The organism is Nitrospirota bacterium, assembly GCA_040755395.1.
Classification (GTDB): domain Bacteria; phylum Nitrospirota; class Nitrospiria; order Nitrospirales; family Nitrospiraceae; genus DATLZU01.
Map to the genome: position 1 here is coordinate 37,089 of JBFMAX010000007.1, position 22,011 is coordinate 59,099.

19 protein-coding genes are annotated in these 22,011 nt (G+C 63.1%); 4 read left to right on the forward strand and 15 right to left on the reverse strand.

Annotated features, from left to right (window positions below; translation table 11 throughout):
* Positions 1-12: 12 nt before the first annotated feature.
* From AB1555_11875 to AB1555_11890, 4 genes are all read right to left on the reverse strand, one after another.
* Entirely contained in the window at positions 13-612 is a 600-nt protein-coding gene (locus AB1555_11875; GenBank protein MEW6247388.1) for a DUF3365 domain-containing protein, read from the reverse strand.
* Positions 609-3,080 (reverse strand): ATP-binding protein, encoded by a 2,472-nt coding sequence (locus AB1555_11880; GenBank protein MEW6247389.1) that lies wholly within the window; start codon positions 3,078-3,080, stop codon positions 609-611. Before AB1555_11880 ends, AB1555_11875 begins: the two co-directional genes overlap by 4 nt.
* Positions 3,077-4,126, reverse strand: a complete 1,050-nt coding sequence (locus AB1555_11885; GenBank protein ID MEW6247390.1) for an ATP-binding protein — start codon at positions 4,124-4,126, stop codon at positions 3,077-3,079. The genes AB1555_11880 and AB1555_11885 overlap by 4 nt, the downstream gene beginning before the upstream one ends.
* Before the next feature lie 128 nt (positions 4,127-4,254).
* Positions 4,255-4,689 carry a response regulator gene (locus AB1555_11890; protein ID MEW6247391.1) on the reverse strand — a complete coding sequence of 145 codons (435 nt, stop codon included), beginning with the start codon at positions 4,687-4,689 and terminating at the stop codon, positions 4,255-4,257.
* A 714-nt stretch (positions 4,690-5,403) separates the two neighbouring features.
* On the opposite strand from AB1555_11890, the gene AB1555_11895 reads away from it, so the two are divergent.
* The 4 genes from AB1555_11895 (at position 5,404) to AB1555_11910 (ending at position 8,600) form a co-directional block, all read left to right on the forward strand.
* Positions 5,404-5,688 (forward strand): BolA family protein, encoded by a 285-nt coding sequence (locus AB1555_11895; GenBank protein MEW6247392.1) that lies wholly within the window; start codon positions 5,404-5,406, stop codon positions 5,686-5,688.
* A gap of 104 nt (positions 5,689-5,792) precedes the next feature.
* Complete coding sequence (locus AB1555_11900; protein ID MEW6247393.1) at positions 5,793-6,116, forward strand: glutaredoxin domain-containing protein; 324 nt, start codon at positions 5,793-5,795, stop codon at positions 6,114-6,116.
* A gap of 224 nt (positions 6,117-6,340) precedes the next feature.
* Positions 6,341-7,315, forward strand: a complete 975-nt coding sequence (locus AB1555_11905) for a hypothetical protein (GenBank protein ID MEW6247394.1) — start codon at positions 6,341-6,343, stop codon at positions 7,313-7,315.
* A gap of 535 nt (positions 7,316-7,850) precedes the next feature.
* Positions 7,851-8,600 (forward strand): transglycosylase SLT domain-containing protein, encoded by a 750-nt coding sequence (locus AB1555_11910; GenBank protein MEW6247395.1) that lies wholly within the window; start codon positions 7,851-7,853, stop codon positions 8,598-8,600.
* Between the two features lie 77 nt (positions 8,601-8,677).
* Here the strand turns inward: AB1555_11910 and AB1555_11915 are convergent, their stop codons facing one another.
* The 11 genes from AB1555_11915 to AB1555_11965 form a co-directional block, all read right to left on the reverse strand.
* Positions 8,678-9,979 carry an IS1380 family transposase gene (locus tag AB1555_11915; protein ID MEW6247396.1) on the reverse strand — a complete coding sequence of 434 codons (1,302 nt, stop codon included), beginning with the start codon at positions 9,977-9,979 and terminating at the stop codon, positions 8,678-8,680.
* 153 nt (positions 9,980-10,132) lie between these two features.
* On the reverse strand, positions 10,133-10,867 hold the full coding sequence (locus tag AB1555_11920; GenBank protein ID MEW6247397.1) for an SDR family oxidoreductase: 735 nt from the start codon (positions 10,865-10,867) through the stop codon (positions 10,133-10,135).
* Positions 10,864-12,906, reverse strand: coding sequence for a diguanylate cyclase (locus AB1555_11925; GenBank protein ID MEW6247398.1), 2,043 nt, complete (start codon positions 12,904-12,906; stop codon positions 10,864-10,866). The genes AB1555_11920 and AB1555_11925 overlap by 4 nt, the downstream gene beginning before the upstream one ends.
* Positions 12,903-13,799: a TIGR04282 family arsenosugar biosynthesis glycosyltransferase gene (locus tag AB1555_11930; GenBank protein MEW6247399.1), complete on the reverse strand. Its 897-nt coding sequence runs from the start codon at positions 13,797-13,799 to the stop codon at positions 12,903-12,905. Before AB1555_11930 ends, AB1555_11925 begins: the two co-directional genes overlap by 4 nt.
* Positions 13,783-14,514 (reverse strand): TIGR04283 family arsenosugar biosynthesis glycosyltransferase, encoded by a 732-nt coding sequence (locus AB1555_11935; GenBank protein ID MEW6247400.1) that lies wholly within the window; start codon positions 14,512-14,514, stop codon positions 13,783-13,785. The genes AB1555_11930 and AB1555_11935 overlap by 17 nt, the downstream gene beginning before the upstream one ends.
* A 112-nt stretch (positions 14,515-14,626) precedes the next feature.
* A complete protein-coding gene (locus tag AB1555_11940; GenBank protein ID MEW6247401.1) occupies positions 14,627-15,037 on the reverse strand; it encodes a hypothetical protein in 411 nt (136 codons plus the stop codon).
* An 11-nt stretch (positions 15,038-15,048) separates the two neighbouring features.
* Positions 15,049-16,203 carry a 2'-deoxycytidine 5'-triphosphate deaminase gene (locus tag AB1555_11945; protein MEW6247402.1) on the reverse strand — a complete coding sequence of 385 codons (1,155 nt, stop codon included), beginning with the start codon at positions 16,201-16,203 and terminating at the stop codon, positions 15,049-15,051.
* Positions 16,200-17,360: a KamA family radical SAM protein gene (locus tag AB1555_11950; protein MEW6247403.1), complete on the reverse strand. Its 1,161-nt coding sequence runs from the start codon at positions 17,358-17,360 to the stop codon at positions 16,200-16,202. Before AB1555_11950 ends, AB1555_11945 begins: the two co-directional genes overlap by 4 nt.
* A gap of 74 nt (positions 17,361-17,434) precedes the next feature.
* Positions 17,435-17,683, reverse strand: a complete 249-nt coding sequence (locus tag AB1555_11955) for a glutathione S-transferase N-terminal domain-containing protein (protein MEW6247404.1) — start codon at positions 17,681-17,683, stop codon at positions 17,435-17,437.
* 53 nt (positions 17,684-17,736) lie between these two features.
* Positions 17,737-19,272 (reverse strand): hypothetical protein, encoded by a 1,536-nt coding sequence (locus tag AB1555_11960; GenBank protein MEW6247405.1) that lies wholly within the window; start codon positions 19,270-19,272, stop codon positions 17,737-17,739.
* A 127-nt stretch (positions 19,273-19,399) separates the two neighbouring features.
* Positions 19,400-21,565, reverse strand: a complete 2,166-nt coding sequence (locus tag AB1555_11965) for a response regulator (protein MEW6247406.1) — start codon at positions 21,563-21,565, stop codon at positions 19,400-19,402.
* Positions 21,566-22,011: the final 446 nt, after the last annotated feature.

Sequence of the window (22,011 nt, forward strand, 5' to 3'; positions counted from 1 at the left end):
ACGATTCCGAAACTACTCCAGCGGGATCGTGATCGCAATGCCGCCCATCACGTCGTTCAGCTTGAAGTCGCGCTTGGGGCTCAACGGGTGGCTGTTGTGACAGCTCACGCAGACCTTCGAGACGGCGCGGTCGGCGTACACGGCCTGAAAATATCGTTTGCGGCCGCTCGTGACGATGCCGGTGAACGGGCGGTCCGGTTGGGCGCTGACCGTTTCCAACGCCTTGCGTTCCAGCGGGGTCGCCGGCGCGTTCCGTTGGTAGATCGGCCACAGGCTGATCAACCGGTAGCGGATTCCGCCGCCGCCTTCGGCGACCAGCTTGCCGGAATGCTGGAGGAACTGAGCGGGCAAGGGAAGCGCGTTGTTCTGCTCCCAATGTTCTTCGGCGTTCACGATGCCCTTCTCCTGCATCCGATTGACGACCATCGTCGTGTAAATGGTGCGATCCGCCTGGATCACCGAGTGGACGTAATCGGCGACTTTTTCCGGCGGGATGCCGGCCGGAAGGCTGCCGGCGTCTTTGGCGTGCAACGCGACGGCGGCGACACCGAGACCTGCTGCGACGACGGCGGCGAGCGCGCAGCCGTCGCCCGCTCTCCTGAACCCGTTCATGGCGTCCGTTCCTCCTTCTGCGAGGGGGCGTCGACGGCGGGAAGGGTGATCCAGCAGGTGACGCCCTGCCCTTCCACGCTTTCCAGGCGGATGTCGCCGCCGAACTTGACGACGATGCGCTTCGCGATCGTGAGGCCGAGCCCGGACCCTTCGCCCTGCGGTTTGGTGGTAAAGAAAGGATCGAAGACCTTGGTCAGGTGCTCGTGCGGGATACCCGGGCCGGTGTCGCGGATCATGATGGTGATCGCCGACGCGTCGCGTTCCGTGCGCAGCACCAGCGAGCCCTTGCCGCGCATGGCCTGGACGGCGTTGGCCAGGACGTTGACGAACGCCTGGCGGAGCTCGTCGGGCAGGGCGCTGACGAGCAGGTGCGGCTGATAGTATTTCTGAGTCTCGACGCCGAGGGTCTCGGACCCGCTCTGCACGATCGCCCAGGCCTGATCGAGCTGCGCGTTCACGTCCACGGGCACGCGCTGGTCCTTGGCCTCGCGGATCGTCTGGCCGGCGAAATCGCGGATGACGGCGGCCATCCGGCGCCCGTGCTCGACGATGTCTCTGGCGTAGGCTTTGATCCGGCCCAGGTCCGTCTCTTCCTGGATGGCCTCGCCGAGTCCGAGAATGCCGAACAACGGGTTGTTCAATTCGTGTCCGATGCCGGCCGTGAGCACGCCGAGGCTGCCGGATTTCTCCGCCTGAATGAGCTGATCCTGAAGGCGGCTCTCTTCGGTCGCATCCCGCAGGACGAGGCCGATCCGCCGGCCCTCGCCGGGACGGCCGCCCAGACTGAACCATTCGTACCGGTAGAGGTGCCGGCCGAGTTGGAGTTCGCGCCGCCCGCCTCGCGCCGAATGGGCCAGCGCGGGCGCAAGCGGGTCGCGGGCCTCGCCCAACGGGCCAATGTCCGGCGCGCCGGTCTTCTGCAACGACCCGTTGCCGGCGCTCAGGAGTTCCTGGCGCAGCCGTTGTTGCACGGACGGGTTGACGCGCAGCAGGTCGAACAGGGTGGTCGGGCGCGGTTCGTCGTCTTCCGCAAGCGTGAACGCGTCCTTACAGGCTCGATTCATGTATTGGACCTGCTCGGCCTGGTCGACCATGATGATGGGGGTCGGCACGGCGTCGAGGATCTGATCCGTCGATTTCTGCAGGTACTGGACTTCCTGGCTTTTCAATTCCACCTGGGTGGTCAATCCGGCGAAGGCGGCTTCCAGTTGGGCGTTCATCCGATTGATCTCTTCGGCCAAATCTTCAAGCTCGTCGCCGGTCCGGATGGTGAGCCGATCGCGCAATTCGCCCCGACCGATCGACCGCGCCGCTTCCTGTAATTGGCGAACCGGGGTGACGATCCGGCCGGCGGCGAAAGAGCCCAGCATGATCAGCAGCCCGACGGCGACCAGACCGAATACGGAAAGCCAGGTGAAGAGATGGCGGATGGGCGCGAACAGCTCGCTCGAGGATTGCCAGACGAATGTATGCCAGGCGGTGTCGGAGGAGCCGTTGGTGGCCCGGCTCGTTTCCGGCAGCGGCGCGAAGCCGATGATGGACGACGTCCGGCCGCCGTGCCCGTCGCTGGGCGCGTTCACCCAGCCGGGCGAAAGCGGCGTGACGAGCGGGATCAGCGCGGTGTCCGCCAGACGCACGCCGGTGGGTAGGATCGGACAGTTCATCACGATGCCCCGGCTGTCGATCAGCATCACGTGGCCGGTCTTGCCGAACCGGATCGGCGAGACGGAGGGCGAGAAGAATTCCTTCGCGTCCAGGACGCGGTGCAGGACGCCGATCGCTTCGTAGCGGATGCTGTCCATCACCGGCACCGACAGGGTGAAGACGTAGGTCCCGATGCGGTCGTCAAACGCGACGTCTTCGATGTAGGTGGTGCCGACGCCTTTGTTGAAGGCGCCCTGCCACCACGCGGCCTCGCCGTTCGCATACGGGGCGTCCGCGTTCAGGCTTGCCACCAGGGCGCCCATCTTGTCCGTGAGGAACAGGGCCTTGGTGGCCGAACGCACGGCTTCGGGCAAGGGTTGGCCGGGATCGCTGTTCGAGCCGGTGTAGTGCTGGCGCAGGAGTCGCGCGAGCTTGTTGTCGGTGATGTCTTTGATCAAAGCCGGGTCGCGGGCACGCCACCGGGCGGCCTGCGCCTCAAGCGCCGCGCGCGCCTGGTCTTCCGAAAGGGACTCGATCCGGTCCCGCCGCCGTTCCAATTCGGCCACAATGACGGGATCGATCGCGATGCGCGAGGTGCGGGCGATCTCCTCGCCGACGACGAGATCGAGCTTCCGGGCCGTCTCGGTGGCGAGGGCCTTGAAGCTTTCGCCGCTGACTTCGCGGATCTCGCGGGAACCCTGCAGGAAGGCCATGAGGAGGCCGGCGAAGAGGGGCACCACGCCCACCAACAGCATGGAGAGGATGAGCTTGCCCTTCAACCCCCAGCGGAGGCGGCGTCCTGTGAGCGGTCCGTCACGGATCATGGTCCGTTCTCCGGCGGAACCGGTTCGGCCGGCGGGAGCTCGATGCGGAACGTCGAGCCGGCACCCACGCGGCTGTCCACGTGGATCTTGCCGTGCAACCTGGTCACGACGGCCTTCGCATTGTACAGGCCCAAGCCTGTGCCTTTCCCCGGCGGCTTCGTCGTGAAAAACGGCTCGAAAATCCGCCCGATCAAGTCCTGCGGGATGCCGCAGCCGGTGTCCGACACGCTGGCGGTCACGACTCCGTTCTCGCGGCCGGTCCGGAGCGTGAGCGTGCCGCCCCGCTCCATGGCCTGGACGGCGTTGGAGATCAGGTTCACGAAGACGTGCAACAGCTCGTCCGGGTTCCCCGTCACGATCGGCTCGGGCGCATAGCGCCGAACCACCGTGATGTCCTGAAAGGCGACGGCATGGCGGGCGATCTTCAGCGCCTCGTCCAGCTTGGCGTTCAGATCGACGCGCGCGGATTCTTCGCCGACGGATCGCCTTGCGTAGCGCGTGAGATCGCGGCAGATCGCGCTGGTGCGGTTGACGGCCTGGATGATGTCCCGCGCATGCTCCCGCACGACCGCCGGGTCCTGTTCTTCGAGTAGATTCTCGGCGAGGCCCAGGATCAGTTGCAAGGGATTGTTGATGTCGTGCGCGATGCCGGCGGCGAACGAGCCCACTCCGGCCAGCTTCTCGGCATGGAAAAGCTCGGTCTGCAGTTTGGTCTGGTGTTGAATCAGAGTCCAGAGCAGTCGGGCGACCGCGCCGCTCAGCACTTCGGCGCCGGGACCCTTGTGGGCGAGGACGAACCGCTCCATCTCGGGGTCCCCCGTGACGTCCAGGATGAGACCGACGCCGTGATTCGCGATGAGATCACGGACTCCGTCGGTGACCGGAATGTTCAGGTCCCTCGCCCGTTGCAGGCCGGGCGCCAGAGGATTTTTGTCCGTGATCCCGACGATGACGATGCCCGGAACCTGGTGCAACAGATCCAGGAGGGCGGTCCCGCCCTTGCCGGCGCCCAATATGGCCACCTTCGTGGTGTGGGATGGAGCCATCGCGCGCACGCTTGTTCGCCGACCCGGAGACGTGCCGAAGGCCGGGACTTCCTGCGCCGCCCCGTCGCCTTCCGAAGGAGAAACCGTCTCTCCTCCGGAAGGGGAGGGATCAGGGAGAGAGCGACTCGTCAGAGATGCGCGATCTCCCGCTGTTCCATGGCGCGGGCGACGGCGGCCTTCAGTTTGTCGCCTTCCACCGGTTTGACCAGGTAGTCCACCACGCCGTCTCTCATCAGTGACGTCGCCATGTCGGTGTCGGGGAAGCCGGTCAGGACGATCAGGGGAACGCGCGGGTATTCTCTCCGGAAGTACGCGATGGCTTCCACGCCGTTGATCTTGGGCATGCGGATGTCGCAGATCACGACGTCCAACATCACGCGATTTTCGCCCGTGTTGATGATTTCGATGGCCTTCTCGCCGTTCTCCGCTTCGAGCACGTCGTAGCCGGCCTTCTGCAAGGTCATGCGCACCACTTTTCGGATGTCCGGTTCGTCATCGACCACGAGGATGCGGCCGTTGCCGGTTGAGGAACCGAAAAGAAGATCCGTTTTGTACTCCGTCATGTGATCCTCCTTGTCTATTGAGGTGCACTGCGCCGCTGCCCGACCCGACTCGAGCGTCGTCGTCTTACGTCGCAACATCGATGCCGTCGCACATCCGGGCGGATGGATTCAGATTTTCCGCAACTTACAGCGAGACGTTGGATCACTGGCCTGGGCCGCTGGTTGAGATCAGCCATGCGCGCGCGAAAAGCACCATCGCCCACGCGCGCCCGAGGCACCGTGACGACCGATCCGCCGGCGTAGTCGCGTGGCTACCGTGACCAGATGCTTCGGATAACCAACACCATTCCGACCGCGATGAGCGCGATCGCCGTCACGATCGTGAGCGTCATGGTCCAACCTCCCGCCGGCCTGTCATGACCTTGTTGCAGCTCGACACGCGCAACATCCGTACCAGCACCAGGCCTGATGACGGTCATGACCGGGGCGCGCCGGAAAGCTGAAGATTTTCGAGAAGGTTCGAACGGGTGCGACGATCGCCTTCTCTGCGCGCAGTCTTCCGGAGTGCGCGGCGAGGCGTATCGAAATCGATACCCCGGCGTATACGATTCGATAACAGTCCTGAGGGCCTTTCGGACGATCGGCAGCATGAAACTAGCCAATAGCTAGCAGCGAATAGCTCGTCATAGATCAGAGCTATTTGCTACCCGCTACTCGCTATTTCAGAGCTGTTCGCTACTGGCTGCTGGCTATTTCCAGAGCGGGGAATTGCGTTTGCCGAGGGGAGTGGAGTATTTTTACGTCGTTCCTTCGGGCTCGATGATCACGCAGGACGCGCTGACCAACTATATTCGGCAGATCATGCCGGATGCGATGGTGTCGGTGACCGATCGCACCGGGACGATGGACCATCTCGTCATCACGGTGGTGTCGGATCACTTTAAGGGCAAGAACCTGCTGGACCGGCATCGCATGGTGTACCAGGCCCTGGCGGCGCCGATGAAGGACGGCCGGATCCATGCGTTGGAGATCACCGCTCGGACGACGGATGAAACGTGAGTTATAGCTGGTAGCCGATAGCTAATAGCTGACAGCCGACGGCTGATAGCTGATCACGGTACGTTGACGGCTGCACGCTGTCGGCTGATTGATGGAGGGTGAACATGCGCGACCCGATCGAAGAGGAAATCCAGCGCGAGATCAAAACCCACAAGATTCTGATCTATGGCAAAGGGACGAAGACGATGCCCATGTGCGGGTTCACCCGCGAGACGATGCAATTTTTCGACAAGTACGGCTATCCCTACGAAGTCATCGACGTGCTGTCGAATCCCGCCAAGCGCGAGGCCTTGACCAAGATGACCAATTGGCCGACGCTCCCCAAGGTCTTCATCGACGGCCAGTTCTACGGCGATACCGACATTCTCGATCCCATGGAGAAGAAGGGGGAGGTCGAGCCGCTGCTCAAGAAAGCGTTCGGCCGTTAAAATCCTCAACGCTGAAGTCTGAATAGACCGCATGGCGCGTTCAGCACTCCCAGTTCTGCACTCAGCCTTCGCGCTCAGCATCGGCTGAGCGCTTCCCGCGCCGACCGTTCGCGTTTCATCAAACAGGATTGTTCTACGGCGTGTTCCGCTGCGCTGTTATCATTGCAGCGGAACGGCTGTTGCTTGGCACTGTTTCCACTGAGAGAAGCGGTGAAGGAGAACCCGTGTTGAAAAGGCGTCTCTTGGATCGACGGCTCGGGCTTCTGATGCTGGGAGTCGGGCTGCTCGCGAGCGCCGCCGCGGCTCAGGCCGAAACGGGAGCCCCCGCCGTGCATTGGGGCGCGCTGGCCTATCCGGACCAGTCGCCGACGCTGGCGCTCACGGGGAATTTCAATCGGTTCACCGAATTTAACGGCGAAGGGCGACGCTTCAACAATATCAGGGAGACGATGGGGTTCAACTTCGCTTCCATCAGTTGGACCGAACACTGGAGGCGCTGGGAGCACTGGAGCACCAATCTGACCGTCGGCGCCGGCCCGACGGGAAACCAGCCGACCGGTTATCTACAGAACGAGTTCATTCATGACACGGTCTGGGGAATTCCTAAGGTGCCGATCGGCCGGCTCCGGGAAGAAACCGATTTCATGATCGACGGCTCCCTCACGCGCTGGATCGATCTGGGAGCGTGGCGGAAGGGACTCTTTGCCGGCGCCGGGGTCTCGACCGGCAGCCTCTATCATGAAGGATTCGCGCGCGCCGGGTTCCGCCGCGCGCCGATCGGGTCGTGGGCGCTGCCCACGTCATGGGAACAGGCAATTCCGGTTCTCGGCTGGCTGAAGGGGTTTCATCTGTCCGGGATGGTGCGGTACGGACGACTGTATTCAGGCGCCGCCTTTCGCCAGGTCTCGCCGGAATCCTACCTAGCTCAGGGGTCGATCAGTTGGGGCATCTACGATGGCGCCGACGGGTCTCCGTTCTTCGAGATCGAAATCGGCGCGACCATCGATTCCGGCCTCTTCGCTGACTTGAAAGGCAACGCGTTGGAAGAGCGCTTCTGGACCGCCGCGGTGCGGATCAGGCGGTTCACGTTTGAAACCTGGAACGACCAGTTGAATCGTCAGGATTACGGACCGACCTACGGCTTCGCGATCTCCTACGACATCTATTCGGCCTTGCCGGCATCGCTGCAATGGCGGTAGGGACAGGCCGGGCTGGACTGCCTTTGCTTGAGGCCAGAGCCGTTTTGGTCCGCCGTAAGCCTCAGCTCCACTTGGTTGCGGAACTTGTTCCGTTCCGACTATCCGTCGAACGGAACTTCGCACGACACCGGCCGCCTCACCGACTCGGCGGCGCGCACAGGCTTGGCGCTCTTTATTCATCGCGCCGTGCGCCCTCACCACCCGCTTGGAGCGGGCCGTTTCGCTTCGGCAACGGTCGGAGCACAAATCGGCTCTGATGCCCGCTCCAGCAGTCCAGCCCGGCTGAGGTGAAGTAAGGAAGATCTGAGGTTGTGGCTTCGCCGTGCGTTCGTTCCATCCGAGACATGAATGATGAGCGTTTGTTGTTTGCGGGGCTTCGTTGGGAGCCGCTGTTTGGCCGGTGGGTGGAGCTGAGGGATAATAGTTCATGGCCGCTAAGTCACGTTCGCATGCCGGCAGAGCTGTTTCTCTCAGAAGGCGCATACGCCGGGTTCGCCTTGCGGCCAAGCGCGTTACGCGGTCGTGCCGGCGGGTCATGCGGGCGTTCCGGGCCGCGCCGATTGCGGTCCGAGTTCTCGTGGGCGCGGCCGTTATCCTGGTGGCATGCCTGGCCGTCAATTGGGTGTATCAGGTGATCCGCAAGCCGACCGAACTGTTCTTTCCGATGGATGCCGCGCTGACCAAGAGCCCGGCCGAGACGTGGCGGGAATACGGGCCGCTCTTCCGCGAACATTCCACCGCCGTCATCACGCCGGAGCTGCTGGCCGCGCTCGCCCAGGTGGAAGGCGGGGGCAACCCTGTCGCGCGGACGTACTGGCGGGCGCGGCCGGCGCAAAATCCCTTCGAAGTCTACAAACCTGCATCGAGCGCGGTCGGCATGTATCAGATCACCGACGCGACGTTTCGCGAGGCGAAGCGCTACTGCATTCACAATCACGTGGTGGTCGAGGACGGCCCCTGGCACGACATGAGATCGTGCTGGTTCAACAGCCTTTACACCCGCGTCCTGCCGAGCCATGCCATCGAGCTGACCGCGGCCCTGCTGGACCGCGCTGTCGCGAATGCGACGGCGCACCGGCGGAAGGCCGCTGCGCTCCAGCAGAAGCAGGATCTGGCGGCGATCATTCACCTCTGCGGGGCCGGGGCGGGCGAAGCCTATGGCAAGCGCGGCTTCCGGTTGACCCCCAAGCAGCAATGCGGCGACCACGACGTCCGCCGCTACCTCACCCGAGTCAACGCAATGAAACGCCAGTTCGCCCGCCTGGCGGCCGGCGAAAAGGAATGAATTGCTCCTCTCGCCCGCCGTGTAGCCATATGACCGTATGGCTATTCAACCTGCATCCTGCGTGAAAAGTGCTGCCTTTAGAGTTTGAGTCTCTCGATCTGGTGTAGGGCATATTGCCAGGCAGTTTCCCGAGCGCCACTGGCGGGTAAGGCCAAGCAGGGTCGATTGTCCGTTCGACGACGCACAGCCGGCATCAACAGGATGTGGTGCCGAAGGGTCTGCAACGTGGCATTCTGAAACTCGGGCGGCAGGCAGAGCCGCTTGAACCAATTCATCAGGTTGTAGGCTAACAGAAGCAGATGGAAATACGTCTCGTTGGCCATGAAGTGGCGGGTGGGGATGCTGCCTAGGGCGTCATCCCCTTTGAGCTGTTTGATGAGCAACTCCACCCCGGTGCGATCGTTGGAGAAGCGCCAGAGGTTCAGCGGTTGCAACGGCAGATTCGTGACCAAGACTTGGTCGTGATACTTGCCAAGCTTGACCAGTGTCAGTTGCTCGCTCGGTTCTTCGGACTGGGGTCGGCGGGCGACGACAACGCGAGAGGGCCGCGGCCACCGAATGGGCTGATAGCGGAACTCGGCCACCTCGATGCCACGGCTGGGGCTCACATACCGCAGATGCACCAGCTTGCGTTTGAGCGGGGCCGTCAGACGGGCGACAATCACGAACCGGGCCCGCTGCGCTTCGAGCCACTCGACCAGCGTGTGGGCGTAACACCCGTTGTCTGCGCGGACAATCACCAACCGGACCCCCGCCAGAATCTTCCCGAAGCACGCCGCCAGCAAGTCGCGGGTTCCACTGGCGGTATGGGCATCGCCCGGCCGCAACTCGCCATGCCAGAAGTCCTTGGTCCGCCCCTCGAAGCAGAGCAGCGGGTGGTACGACGGCCGGCCGCGCTTGATCAGGTTGTAGCCGACCCGGGCGTGCTCCTGGTTGCCATAGACCACCAAGACGGTGGAGTCGATATCGAAGATCAGCCGCGTCGGCCGGTTGGGTCGTGCCATCATGCGCGCCAGGAAGCGATCGTGCACCGCGCGCAGTTGGAGCAGGGCTGTCGGGGCGATGCGCAGCAAGAATCGCCGCAACGTGGACGGGTTCGGATAGGCGTGCAGCCCCGTGAGGTACTGGAACACGCCGTTCTGCCGCAGCAACTGGGTCGTCTCGATGCGTTCCAGCCCGAGGATCATCGGATAGAGCAACGCCAGCAGCATTTGGCCGACGCTGTAACGATTGTTCCGCTGCGTCACTCGGAGTTGGCGGGCGATCGCGTCCTTGAAGCCGATGCGCGACAAGAACCGGTGCAAGAGATACACGCCGCCATAATGCGTCAGCGTCGTCGTGCCAAACCTGATCGTCAGCTTTCGAGGTCCCCGGGGCATGGGAGTGACAGCGACTGAAAAAGTAGCTTTCACTCAATCCCCTAGTACCGGGCTCTGACAGCATAGACGGTGGCTGAGAAAACGGTCTGTTCATCAATTGACGCAGGATTCAGGATAATTCCACATTCATCATTCGCCGCGTCCCACGCGGCGTCAGATTCCCCAGCCTCCGCTCACCTGAATATTCGCCCCGTTCACGTAGCGTGCGTCGTCCGATAAGAGAAATCGCACGATCGCTACGGTATCGGAGACAGTGCCGACGTAGCCGGCGGGGATGCGCTTGACCATGCCGGCCAGTTCTTCCGGCGGGGCGCTGCCGGAGTCGATGAAGCCCGGCGAGATCGCGTTGACGGTAACGCCGTGCGGGGCCAGTAACTTGGCCAGGGTCCTGGTCAGAATGAGGACGCCCGCCTTCGCGATGTAATGCGCCGTCACGTCCGGCTGAGCCGCCATCTGGTCGGCGTTCGCCATGCTGAAATTGATGATGCGGCCGGATTTTCTCGCCTTCATGCCCGGCGCCACCGCTTGAGCCAGATAAAAGATCGGATGCAGGTTGCCGCTGAACATCTCTTCCCACCCCGCCGGAGTTTCCTCGAACAGGTTCACGCGATGGTACGGGCCGGCGCAGTTGATCAATGCGTCGATCCGTCCCCAGTGCTGCTCGACCTGGGCGGCGAAGTTCTTGGCGGCGGTCGGGTCCGACACATCGCACCGGACGGCTAACGCCTGGCCGCCGCGTTCGACGATGCCGGCGCGGGTCTTGTCGGCCTCGGCTTCGCTGGTCCGGTAGCAGAGGGCGACGGCCCAGTGTTGGGCGGCCAGGTCCAGGGCGATGGCTCGGCCGATGCCCTTCGCGCCTCCGGTAATCAGTGCGACGCGGGTGTTCATGACACATCCTCCCTTCGTGATCCGGGCTTGTCGGGGACGGCGCGGAGTCCGGCCGTCGCGCACACAACCCGGTTCCGTCCTGTTGCCTTTGCTTGATAGAGCATCTCGTCGGCCGCGCGGATCAAGTCCGGCACCGAACGCGCGTGCGTCGGATAGGTGGCGACGCCGACGCTGACGGTGATGTGATCGGGAGCCGCCGGCGCCAGTTGGCGGAGCGACAAACCGGCGACCGCGATCCGCAAGCGCTCGGCTACGGCCGCGGCGCCCTGGGTGTCCGTCTGGGGCAGGACCACCGTGAATTCCTCGCCGCCGTATCGGGCCAATACGTCGCTTTCCTTGAGCGCACGGTTGAGCGTAGCCGCGACGGACTTCAACACCAGGTCGCCGACCTGATGCCCATAGGTGTCGTTCACCTGCTTGAAATGGTCGAGGTCCAGCATCAGCAGGCTCACGATCTGCCCTTTGCGGCGTTCGTCCGGCAGGATCATTTTGGCCAGAAATTCTTCCAGGAACCGCCGGTTATAGGCGCCGGTGAGTTCGTCGATCAACGCCCGCCGCTTGGCGCGCTCCAGGTGTTGGATATGTCCGATCATCGGCGCCGCAACGCTCACCAGCGCCTCGACCCACTGGCGGGTCTCGTCCGTCCAACAGCGTGGGACCGAACCGGCTAGATGCACGACGCCGATGGTGTGGCCGCCCATGACCAGCGGGATGCACCAATAGGAGCCCGGCCCGTCGTTCGAGAGACTGAAGGAACAGGTCAGGCCCTGCGTCACGTCCTCGACCTTGTACTCACGCCCCGCCCGAATGACCGGACAGTGCGATGGGCGGTCCCACACGGGATACGAATCCACGCGCAGGTCCTCCCGCTTGGGCGACGACCACACCAGTTCCAGATGGGCCTCCGATCGATTCAGCCGGAGAATCAGAATTTGGCGCAGCGGCAGCGCCTGGTGCAAGGTGTGGCTGAGTGTCCGGTAGACCTCTTCCTCCGAAATGGCCTGCTGAATCACCTGCGTTTTTTCGTGGAGTTCCATCAAGCGGCGGTTCAGCAACGTCAACGCGTCCGCCTGGCGCTGGAGCTCCTGCGCGCGCTCACGTTGGTTCATGCTGATAGTTTCGTGCATGCGCCGGAACTCGCGCCAGACGGTCCGTACCTCTTCTCCCATGGCGGTGTCGGTCCATTCCGTCAGAGGCGAAGGCTCGCGGACATCGCCTCGGCCCCCGGCGATGTCCCGCATGCGGGCGCCCAGGTGCTTGAGGGGCGTCGTCACCACGTGACGCGTGGCGAACATCACGAGGCCGAGGATGAGGACGCCGGCGCCAAGACCGGCGCCGAGCAGGATCCACTGGTCGCGCTTCACCGCCCGCAGCGGCGCATCGATGGGAATGATCAGTTCGATCCCGCCGATCACGCCGTTCAGGCGGAAGTCGCGTTTGGAACTGGCCTCATGGCTGTTGTGGCAGCTCACGCAGTTCGGGAGGATGGCCCGGTCGGCCGCAAGGAACCGGATGACTTCCGTGCCGCCCAGGGTGTCGCGCCGGCTGTAGATGCGGTCGCCGTGCTCGGCCAGGAACCGGAATCCCTCCTGGTGAAACAGGTCGGTCGCGGCGTGCTCTTTGTTGATCGGCCAGGGGCTGATCAGTCGGAGGCGGTAGGACTGGGGGGTCAGGACCATCATGTCGGTGACATCCTGCATCAGTGCGGAGGGGAGCGGCGGCGCGGAGGCCAGCCGGTGATAGTCGGCCGGGACCAGTGCGCCGGCCTTGAGCAGGCGCGGGAGGACGCCGGTCAGGTAGGCGTGACGCTCCGTCCGTACCTGTGCGAGCAGCGCCTCTCCGGCCGTCGTGACCTGCTGTTCCAACAACCGGACCTTCTGCCGTCCCGGCAGATACCAGGCGACGATCACCAGCAACAGCATCAAGACCGGGGCAAGGAGCAGGAGCAGTTTGGCGGTGACCGACCAGTGGCGCGAACCGAGGAGATCCGGCGCGGCGGGTGTCGCGAGAGGCTCGGAAGGAGAGGGCAACGGCGTCATGGCGGGTTCCCCATCGACCGGGTGCCGGCTTTCCCTTGCGACTGAGGCAGACGGGACCGAAGACGTTGCGCAATGAGCTCCAGGGCGTCTCTCGTGCGAGGCGACAGGCTCGTGGCGAGAGGCGAGGGGCGAGGGGTAATGCCTCGTACCTCTCGCCCCATGCCGGCTTCTTCGATCAGAGCCAGCAGGTCATCGATCGTGTCGATGTCGCGCTGGGCGGGCAACAGCCCGGTCTTGAATCCGAGCCGATCGGCCTTCTGCCGCGTGAGGTCGAGCACCCGATCGGTGGACCAGGGAATATCCGCGAACAGCTCGGGCGCGGGTCGCTTTAACCCGATCAGATAATAGCCTCCGTCGCAGGCCGGCCCCAGCACCAGATCGTGGTCTGCAAGCAGCGTCAGCGCGTCACGGTAGGTGTCTAATAGAAGCGATGGCACGTCCGTCCCGACGAGCAGCACCTGCTTGTATCCCGATGAAAACACCGTCGAGCACGCGTGGGTCATGCGGGCGCCGAGGTCCTCGCCCACCTGATCCAACAGCTTCACTCCGTGCCGTTCCTCCAGAATCTTAAAGAAGACGTGCCGGGCGGACGGCGCGCAGGCCAGGGAGCGGTCCAGCGGGAGGCGGTGTTTGGCGATCGCGGTCTTGCTGCGCTCCAAGGCGTCGAGGACGAAGCTCCCGTGCAGGCTGGCGGCTTCGTCGGGCGTCAACGGCGGGCAGAGGCGTGTCTTGACCTGGCCCGCAATCGGAGCCTTGGCGAAGATGATCAGGGCGCTGTCGGCGCGCGTGACACGTGACGCGTGATGCGTGACGGGTGAGGGATGCGGCGAATTTTCTCTCTCGTGACGCGTGACGCGTGACTCGTCACGAGACGGTTTACCTGACCGCGACATAGAAATCCTTGAGGCGATGAGGGTTGACCCCGAGCCAATAGAGCAACCGCAGCGTCCACATCAGCAGAATCGTACGAAGGGGACCACAGGCGTCCCAGCGCCGATAGGACGTCACGACCGTCGCGGACAACGCCGCGACCCGGCCCATGCGCCTGAGCCGGTCGGTGAAGTCGATGTCCTCCATGAGCGGAATGTCCGCATACCCGCCCAACCGATCGAAGACCGTCCTGCGGACGAAGATCGCCTGATCGCCCGTCGCAATGCCGGTGAGACGGGACCGCAGATTCATCATTGTGCCGATGGCGCGACCGAGGCGCGAGTCGCGGTCGAACCGGACGTCGAACCGGCCGCCGATGCAGGCCGGGTCGCGCAGCGCGTCGAGGATCGCGTCTTTGGCTTCGCGCGGCAACAGGGTGTCGGCGTGCAGGAACAGCAGGACGTCGCTTTTTGCTTCCGCCGCTCCGCGGTTCATCTGCCGCGCGCGACCCGGAGGCGAGGTCAACAGCAGGACCTGCGTTCGAGATTCGAGGTTCGACGTTGCGACCTGAAACTTCGAACTTCGAACTTCGAACTGATTGGCGATCTCCCGCGTGCGGTCGCCGCTGCCGCCGTCGACCACGATGATTTCGTCAAACCCGAGTCCGATGGTGTGGGAGAGCGTGCGGGGAAGCGCCTGTTCTTCGTTCAAGGTCGGAATGACGACGGCGATCGTCATCGGCTGCCTGGCTGGAGGCCGGGAGGTCAATGGTCAATCGTCAACGGTGATCAACGTGGCTCCTCCGGCATCCGTCGCCATTGACCCCTTGACCAATGACCGTTGACCCGTGTCACCGCTTATCCGGCGGAGCGGTCTTGAACATGAAGAAGGTGACGATGGCGACGGTGGACCAAAAGACGACCTGCTTGTGCCAAAACAGCACTTCGCCATAGTGGAGGAACGCCAAGCCGACCGCGACAGCCGCGGTCACGATGCTGTAGCGGAACGTCGGATTCTCGATGACGGAGCCGGCCCAGATGGCGAGGCCGCCGAAGTAGATGATCATCGGCACGACGTTGATCTCGAACCCTCCGCTGATGGAGAGGAACACGTTCAGGAACCCGATGAACATGAGGACGGTGCCGGTCATCATACCGGCCACGTGGGTCGGATGCTCGCCCTCGGATTCCTTCTCGGGATCGCGCCGCGGCTGAGTCGGAGTCGTGGAGGGACGCTCGTCGGGGCGGTGCTCGGAGGTCATGGACGCCGCCTTCAAGATTTGAAGTGCTTGCTCAACGTGAGGCCTTGTCGCTGGTACGACGAGCCAAGGGCCGACCCATAGACCTGCGCCGGGGTCTCCAGCATCCTGTCATATACAACCTTGAAGAAGGTTTGTCCATCGTGGATCAGGAAGGGCACATCGTGCGGGCGCACTTCCAATACCACCTGGGTCCCGTGCAATTCACCCCGGCCATACCCGAATCCCGGATCGAAGAACCCGGCGTAATGGGTGCGGAGTTCGCCGCAGGCGGCTTCATAGGCCACCATCTCCGCCGCGTAGCCGGGCGGAACCCGGATCCGTTCTTTGGACGCCAGGATGTAGAACTCTTCCGGTTCGAGCAATAGACTGTCCTGCCGGTGCCTATGGATCGGCTCCCAAAAGTCGAGCGCGGCGTAGTAGCCGATCCTGGACAAGTCGATGACGTGGCTGTTTTTCTTGGCTCGGTAGCCGATGATCGCGTCTTCGCCGCGGTCCGCGCCCTTCAGATCGATGCGGAGGAAGAGGCCCCGATCGGTCCGCAGGTCGCGGCCGGCGACAGGTTTGCCGGTCGGCTGGTTGTGATAGAGCAGCGGCTCGGATTTGTGGAGCGTTTTCAGCGCCGCATCCGAGACCGCTGCTTGCCCGCGAACGAACCGGATCTGGTTGAGGGAATAGCCCGTCCTGACCTTGATGGCGAAGGAACGCGGCACGACCTCCAGATAGAGCGGCCCGTGGTACCCCGGGCGGACCTCGTCGAAGCCGGCGGTCAGGTCGGTCACGACGCGGGTGAAGACGTCCAGCCGGCCGGTTGTGCTCTTGGGATTGGCCCTGGCTCTGAGGTCCTTCGGCAACTTCAGACTTTCCAGCAGGGGGACCAGGTAAACGTGACCCTTTTCGAGAATGGCGCTGCCCGTCAGGTCCATCTCGTACATCACGAGATCGGACTGGTAGAAGTCCAGGACGTTGAGCCGGCTGGTGATCTCGGACAACTCCGGCAGGAAACTGCTGATGAGCCGGTACGCCTTGCGTCCCAGCCGCAGGTCCAGGCTGGCCGGCTGAATCTGCCGGTCCTCGATCGGCGTCTCTGATCGGATCGCTCGGCTCGCGATCAACTGCTTGATCTGTTGATAGGGCAGAATGCCGTTCAGACGGGCCGGCCGTTTCACAGGTCGTCGAGGCCTCCGTCGGCCCCGTCGCCACAAGCGGCAAACGACGGGTGCGCGCCGACCATCGGCAGTTCGCGGCGAACTCCCTCCCCCCTCCCTCTTTCCTCAGGGGAGAGGGGAGGCTGCGGGTAGTGAAACATCTTCCGTTCGTAGTTTTTCAGGACCGCGCCGTCTTCGTCTAGATGGACCAGGTAGTCGGCCGGCAACAGCGGAATCTTGCCGCCGCCGCCGGGCGCGTCGATGACGAAGTGAGGCACCGCCATTCCGCTCGTGTGGCCCTGGAGCGCCCGGATGATATGGAGCCCGGTCTCCACGCTTGTCCGAAAGTGGTTCGTGCCTTTCGTGAGATCGGCCTGGTAGAGGTAGTACGGCTTGACGCGGGCCAGGAGGAGTTGATGCACGAGGCGCTTCATGATTTCCGGATCGTCGTTGACGCCTTTCAGCAGCACGGTCTGCGCGCCGAGCGGCACGCCGGCATCGGCCAACATGCCGCAGGCCGCCTTGACTTCGGGCGTCAGTTCGTCGGGGTGGTTGAAATGCAGGTTCATGTAGATCGGGTGGTACTTCTTGATCATCTCGCAGAGCTTGGGCGTGATGCGCTGCGGCAGCGTCCCCGGCACCCGCGAGCCGATCCGGATGATCTCCAGATGAGGGATCGTGCGGAGGGCTTTCAGCACGCGCTCCAGCAGGTGATCGGGCAGGAGGAGCGGGTCGCCCCCGGAGAGGATGACGTCCCGGACTTCGGTGTGCTCCCGCAAGTAGGCGATCGCCCGGTCCAGTTCGCCTTTCTTCAGAAATCCCGGTTTGCCCACGAGCCGCTTTCTGGTGCAGAAGCGGCAGTAGATCGGACACTGATTCGTGACCATCAGGAGCGCACGGTCCGGATAGCGGTGGACCAGATGGGGAACCGGGCTCATCACATCCTCTTCGAGCGGATCGTCCTCCGCGTCCGCGTCGGCCATCTCGGCGATGTCCGGCACGACCTGCTTCCAGATCGCATCGCCGGGTTCTTTGATCATCGCCATAACGGTCGGCGTGATCCGCATCGGATACTCCCCGACGACGGCCTCGATCTCTTTCTCGTCGACGCCGAGCCGTTCGGCCAGGTCCTTGGGCTTCACCACGCTCTCGGCGAGAATCTTTCTCCAGTCTTCCATCGATGACCCCATGAGCAAATAGCAAATAGCCGATAGCGAATCGCGCACGGATCGGAGCGAGAGCTGATCCGCTGTCAGCTACCGGCTATCCGCTGCTTGCTGTAGTTGGCCTCCAGATATGCCAGGATGTCCCCGGTCTCGGTCAAGACCGTGTCGCCGTCTTTGAGAACCGGCACATAATATTGGCCGGAGACTTCGTAGACCTGTTTGCGCATCGGCCGAAAATCCGGCACCACCACATCTTCGTAGGCCACGCCCAACTCGTCCAGCTTCCGCCGGACCACCGCGCATTCCGGACACCAGTGAACGTGGTATAGGGTCATAATTATGAATTAGGAATTATGAATGATGAATTGTGGGCGTCGAATTTCGTTTATCATTCAGAATTGCTCCCGCGCGCCATCGCGCACGGCAGCATGATCGCGTCCCTCATGCCGTGGATCAATTTTTTGTCGGGTGGGCACACGGTCGCCAGGATGCCGGCCAGTTCCGCCTCCTCGCCGGTGACGAAATAATACGGCGACAACCGCACGCGTCCCGACACGGGGACAACGTCGTCCGTGGCGGGATCGAGATACGACGACTCGAACAGCCGCCCTTTGTGAAATTCCTGCAGGACATAGGGCGTCGTCGGGAACGCGGCGAGCGCGCGATCCAGCGCCGCCGCCCATTCCGACTGCGGCAGGTCGTGGCCCACGAACACGCCGCGACTGCCCCAGGCCAGTTCCGAGAAACCGGACGGCTTGACGACATACTGCCGATCTTTCTGGCCCGCGGCGGCGAGCTCGCGCCAGTCGTTCACCGCCCGACCGTTGAGCGCAAGGCCGGGGATGACCGCGGTCGGCGGCACGGGCGCCGGGTCCAGAATCCAGGTGCGCGGCATCAGCGCCGACAGGGAGGCGAAGGTCTCTTCGCCCAGTTCCCTCCGCCAGAACGGGGCGAGCACCGGATGGTGCAGGAGCGCGAAGGCCAGTTTCTCCTCCAGCGCAGGCTTGAACGGCGGCGTGACGATCACCCGGCGTTTCTTCGCGCTGTACATGATGAGTTCGACTTTCGGGATGTTCTTGAGGTCGAACAGTTCGAAGAACCGGTAGATCAGCGCGATCGGGTGTCCGCCGGCTTCATCGGCCAGCCGCAGGCCCTCTTCGGTGAACCGCACCTGACGGGGCTCGATGCAAGAGATCTCGAAGCCTCGCTCGCGCAGGCGCGCGGCGATCCACTGCATCTCCGGCCGATACTCGCGCGCTTCTTCGGACACGACGATCGCGACCCAACCGGGTGTTTCTCCCTGCAGCGCCCGCAGCATCGACCCGAACCCGTCGAGCATCCCGTCTCGCCCGCCGACGATCTCCCAACGCTGGTCGCTGAGGGCTAACGGCTGATGGCGGATCGCTGATGGCTGGTTGGGGGACCGATCGACATCGGCGTACACCCGGGACAAGCACGCGGTCAGCCCGATTCCCCCGGGCACGGAATCCAATTCGGTGATGATCATGCCGTCCTGAGTCGGAATGATGTCGGGACGGATCACCGCTGGCAACGCATCGCGAAACCGCTTCATACGGCCATAGGCGATCAGGGACTCCGGCTTGCCCTGGTCGAGGTATCTGGCCACCCAGGCCGGTTGCGTGCCGCGGGCGCTTTCGAGGTACAGCCGGTTCAATGTGCGCAAAAACGCGAGCAAGTGATCGCCCAGCGATCGAAAGAAGACGACTTGCTCGGGGGAAAGAAGAAATGGCTCCGGGGCGATGCGCCAGGTGTTCGCGACGGCTGGTGTTCGGCCAAAGTCGTGGACGGCGCTGTCTGGCGAGACGCTGTACAAGCCTTCACGGATCAAGGTGTTGCGGATAACAATGCAGCGAGAATGGGCGATGTCGGAGACGGAATGGGACAGGTTCCGAGTTGGCGCCAACGATCTTTCCCTCGGTCACACGATCTGACTATTCCGGCAAGCCTTCCCGGCGCCGGAAAAGACCGGAGGGATCGTACCATGCGCGCTTTGACTCGCACAAGAGCGGCGGCGCCTGTGAGCTGGAGATTCAGGGGCCAAGCGCAGCGCGGATTGTGGCGAGCAGCGCGTTCGGGGAAAACGGCTTGGCGAGCGTTTGCACGGCGCCCAAATGATGGGCGAGAGCCAAATAGAACTCCGGATCGATCTGTCCGCCTCCAGAGATGGCGACTATTTTCGGCTGCGGCTCGACCCGCCTCAACTGCTGAATCGTTTCCAGTCCGTCCAATTCCGGCATGTCCATGTCGGTGAGAATCAGATCGAAGGTTCGGTCTTGCGCGAGGGCAAGCCCCTCCCGTCCGTTGCGGGCGACTGTCACCGTAAAGCTGGCTCCTTCCAGCGTGGCTCGGAGCATCTCGCGTATCTGTTCGTCGTCGTCGATCACGAGAATTCGAGGTGCGAGGCCGGTCCGTGTGAGCACGCGCGCCGGAACGTCCCGCTCCACATCCAGGATTTGGCGCACCTTGCAGATGAGTTCCCGGGGGTTAAACGGTTTCGAGAGGAACGCGACGTCGGCGCTTGCGATACCGCGAGTGCGGACAGTGTCGTCCAGATAACCAGACATGTAGAGGACCTTGAGGCCAGGCCTGAGCGCGGCGAGGCGCTCGGCAAGGCGCCGTCCGTTCATGCCCCGTAGCACGACGTCGGTCAGGAGCAGATGAATCGGAGACGGGTTCCGTTCGCAGAGATGGAGCGCCTCAGCAGCATCCTGCGCCTCCAGCACCCGGTATCCCTCGGCACGCAGAGTCGTTCCGATTACCTCGCGGACCGTTTCTTCGTCTTCCACCAGCAACAGGGTCTCGCTCCCGCCTCGTAGTCCGTCGACTGGTACTATCGGAAATGCTGGATTTCCGGCCCGATCTGCGAGAGGCAGCGCAATGGTGAAGGTAGTGCCTTTTCCCGGTTCGCTTTCGACGGTGATGGACCCTCCGTGCTGGCGAACAATGGCCTGCACCGTGGAGAGCCCCAGGCCGGTGCCTTTGTCTGGCCCCTTTGTTGTGAAGAAGGGCTCGAAAATGCGGGACTTGACCGATTCATCCATGCCGATCCCTGTATCGGACACCCGCAAGATGACCGAGGGAACCGGGCTGCTGTGGACGGTCAAGGGGAACCCTTCGGCACCACCATTGAGCGTCTCGATCAGCAGCCGCCCGCCTTCCGGCATGGCGTCGCGTGCGTTTACGACCAGGTTCATGAGCATCTGCTCGATCTGGCCCGGGTCGGCTTTTACCTGGCCCAGTGCGGGGTCCAGGTTTGTTGCCAGTTCGATATCCTCGCCGATGAGGCGTCGAAAGAGATTCTCCGCGTTGGCCACCACCTGGTTCAGGTTCACGATGACCGGCTGGTCCAACCGTTTCCGGCTAAATGTCAGGAGTTGCTTGGTCAGTTGAGATCCGCGGACGCTGGCTTTCCTGATCTCTTCGGCGTATTTCCTCACAGGATCGTGCTGAGGCAACTTGCTCAAGGTCAGTTCGCTGTACCCGATGATGGCGGTTAAGAGATTATTGAAGTCGTGCGCGATTCCTCCGGCCAGATGGCCGATGGCTTCCATCTTCTGGGATTGGCGGAACTGGGCCTCGAGGTGATGGCGGTCCGTCACATCGACATACACGCAAACGATTCGATAGGGGGAACCCGATCCGTCGCTCGCGGCAAGGCCTCGGGCCTGAATCCACCGAAAGGAACCGTCCTCTTGCCGGATTCGGAACTCATCCTCATAGCGGGTGGATCGACCGGTTAAGTGGCTGTCCAGAATCTCCAACGCTCGGAGACTGTCATCTGGATGCAAACGAGACTTCCATTCGGAGTGCCAATTGGCGCACGTTCGATGGCCGTCGATGCCTAACAGATGTTCGCAGGAGGGAGAAATAGAAACCTGGTTTGTGCGCAAATCCCAATCCAAGATGCCGAAATTGGTTCCTTCCGAAATTAACCGGAAGCGCTCCTCGCTCGCCTCAAGCGCCTGTTGGATGTGCGCCCGTTCCGAACGCTCTTCGGCAAGCTTTTGGTTGACAGCGACCAATTCCGCACGCTGCTCCTGCACCCTTTTCTCCAATTCCTCCAGTCCGTTCCGGAGCCGCTCCAGGGATTGAACGCGCTCGCTGGCCTGCCGTTTGACACGAAGAACCAAGCGGAAGGCGAAGGCCGCGGTTGCAAGGGCGAGCAGCCCCGCGGATGCGACAAGGAGCGAGGACATGTCAAGTGCACTTGACCACGCCGGCCGCCGCAACATCCCACCAAGCTGAGTGAGGTCAATCGCGACTCGCGAGGGAACAAGGCTCCAAAGCGAAACGAACATGAGGCGTTCTCTCCCTTCTCTCGCACCCTGATTCCTTGAAGTTCATACTGCGCGTGGCCTCGGGAAGAGCCCGAACAAGAGAGCGATTTCCACTGAGGGAACCGGAACCATTCTTTCAAGCGGCTGAGACGGACTCGAAGGGACACGGGCGGGACTACTCCAGAAGGAACGCGACTCGGATGGGCATTCTTGTTCCTGCCGCCGGGGGAAGCCGGACCCGTCCACGAAGTCGCACCCCGCGCCCCTGCAGGTTCGGTAAGTCCGTACGGCCGTCGAGAACGGCGCGCGGTAGGACAACGGCATGTCGAATCTGATCCCGTTGTCGTGGGCGAGAAGCTCCGGGC

Bases quoted from the DNA above. Each gene is read 5' to 3' on its own strand.
- AB1555_11950 (MEW6247403.1), bottom strand. From the start codon at position 17,360: ATGGAAGACTGGAGAAAGATTCTCGCCGAGAGCGTGGTGAAGCCCAAG.
- AB1555_11880 (MEW6247389.1), bottom strand. From the start codon at position 3,080: ATGATCCGTGACGGACCGCTCACAGGACGCCGCCTCCGCTGGGGGTTG.
- AB1555_11910 (MEW6247395.1), top strand. From the start codon at position 7,851: ATGCGGGCGTTCCGGGCCGCGCCGATTGCGGTCCGAGTTCTCGTGGGC.
- AB1555_11935 (MEW6247400.1), bottom strand. From the start codon at position 14,514: ATGACGATCGCCGTCGTCATTCCGACCTTGAACGAAGAACAGGCGCTT.
- AB1555_11875 (MEW6247388.1), bottom strand. From the start codon at position 612: ATGAACGGGTTCAGGAGAGCGGGCGACGGCTGCGCGCTCGCCGCCGTC.
- AB1555_11955 (MEW6247404.1), bottom strand. From the start codon at position 17,683: ATGACCCTATACCACGTTCACTGGTGTCCGGAATGCGCGGTGGTCCGG.
- AB1555_11930 (MEW6247399.1), bottom strand. From the start codon at position 13,799: ATGTCGCGGTCAGGTAAACCGTCTCGTGACGAGTCACGCGTCACGCGT.
- AB1555_11925 (MEW6247398.1), bottom strand. From the start codon at position 12,906: ATGACGCCGTTGCCCTCTCCTTCCGAGCCTCTCGCGACACCCGCCGCG.
- AB1555_11915 (MEW6247396.1), bottom strand. From the start codon at position 9,979: ATGCCCCGGGGACCTCGAAAGCTGACGATCAGGTTTGGCACGACGACG.
- AB1555_11890 (MEW6247391.1), bottom strand. From the start codon at position 4,689: ATGACGGAGTACAAAACGGATCTTCTTTTCGGTTCCTCAACCGGCAAC.
- AB1555_11885 (MEW6247390.1), bottom strand. From the start codon at position 4,126: ATGGCTCCATCCCACACCACGAAGGTGGCCATATTGGGCGCCGGCAAG.
- AB1555_11900 (MEW6247393.1), top strand. From the start codon at position 5,793: ATGCGCGACCCGATCGAAGAGGAAATCCAGCGCGAGATCAAAACCCAC.
- AB1555_11940 (MEW6247401.1), bottom strand. From the start codon at position 15,037: ATGACCTCCGAGCACCGCCCCGACGAGCGTCCCTCCACGACTCCGACT.
- AB1555_11965 (MEW6247406.1), bottom strand. From the start codon at position 21,565: ATGTCCTCGCTCCTTGTCGCATCCGCGGGGCTGCTCGCCCTTGCAACC.
- AB1555_11920 (MEW6247397.1), bottom strand. From the start codon at position 10,867: ATGAACACCCGCGTCGCACTGATTACCGGAGGCGCGAAGGGCATCGGC.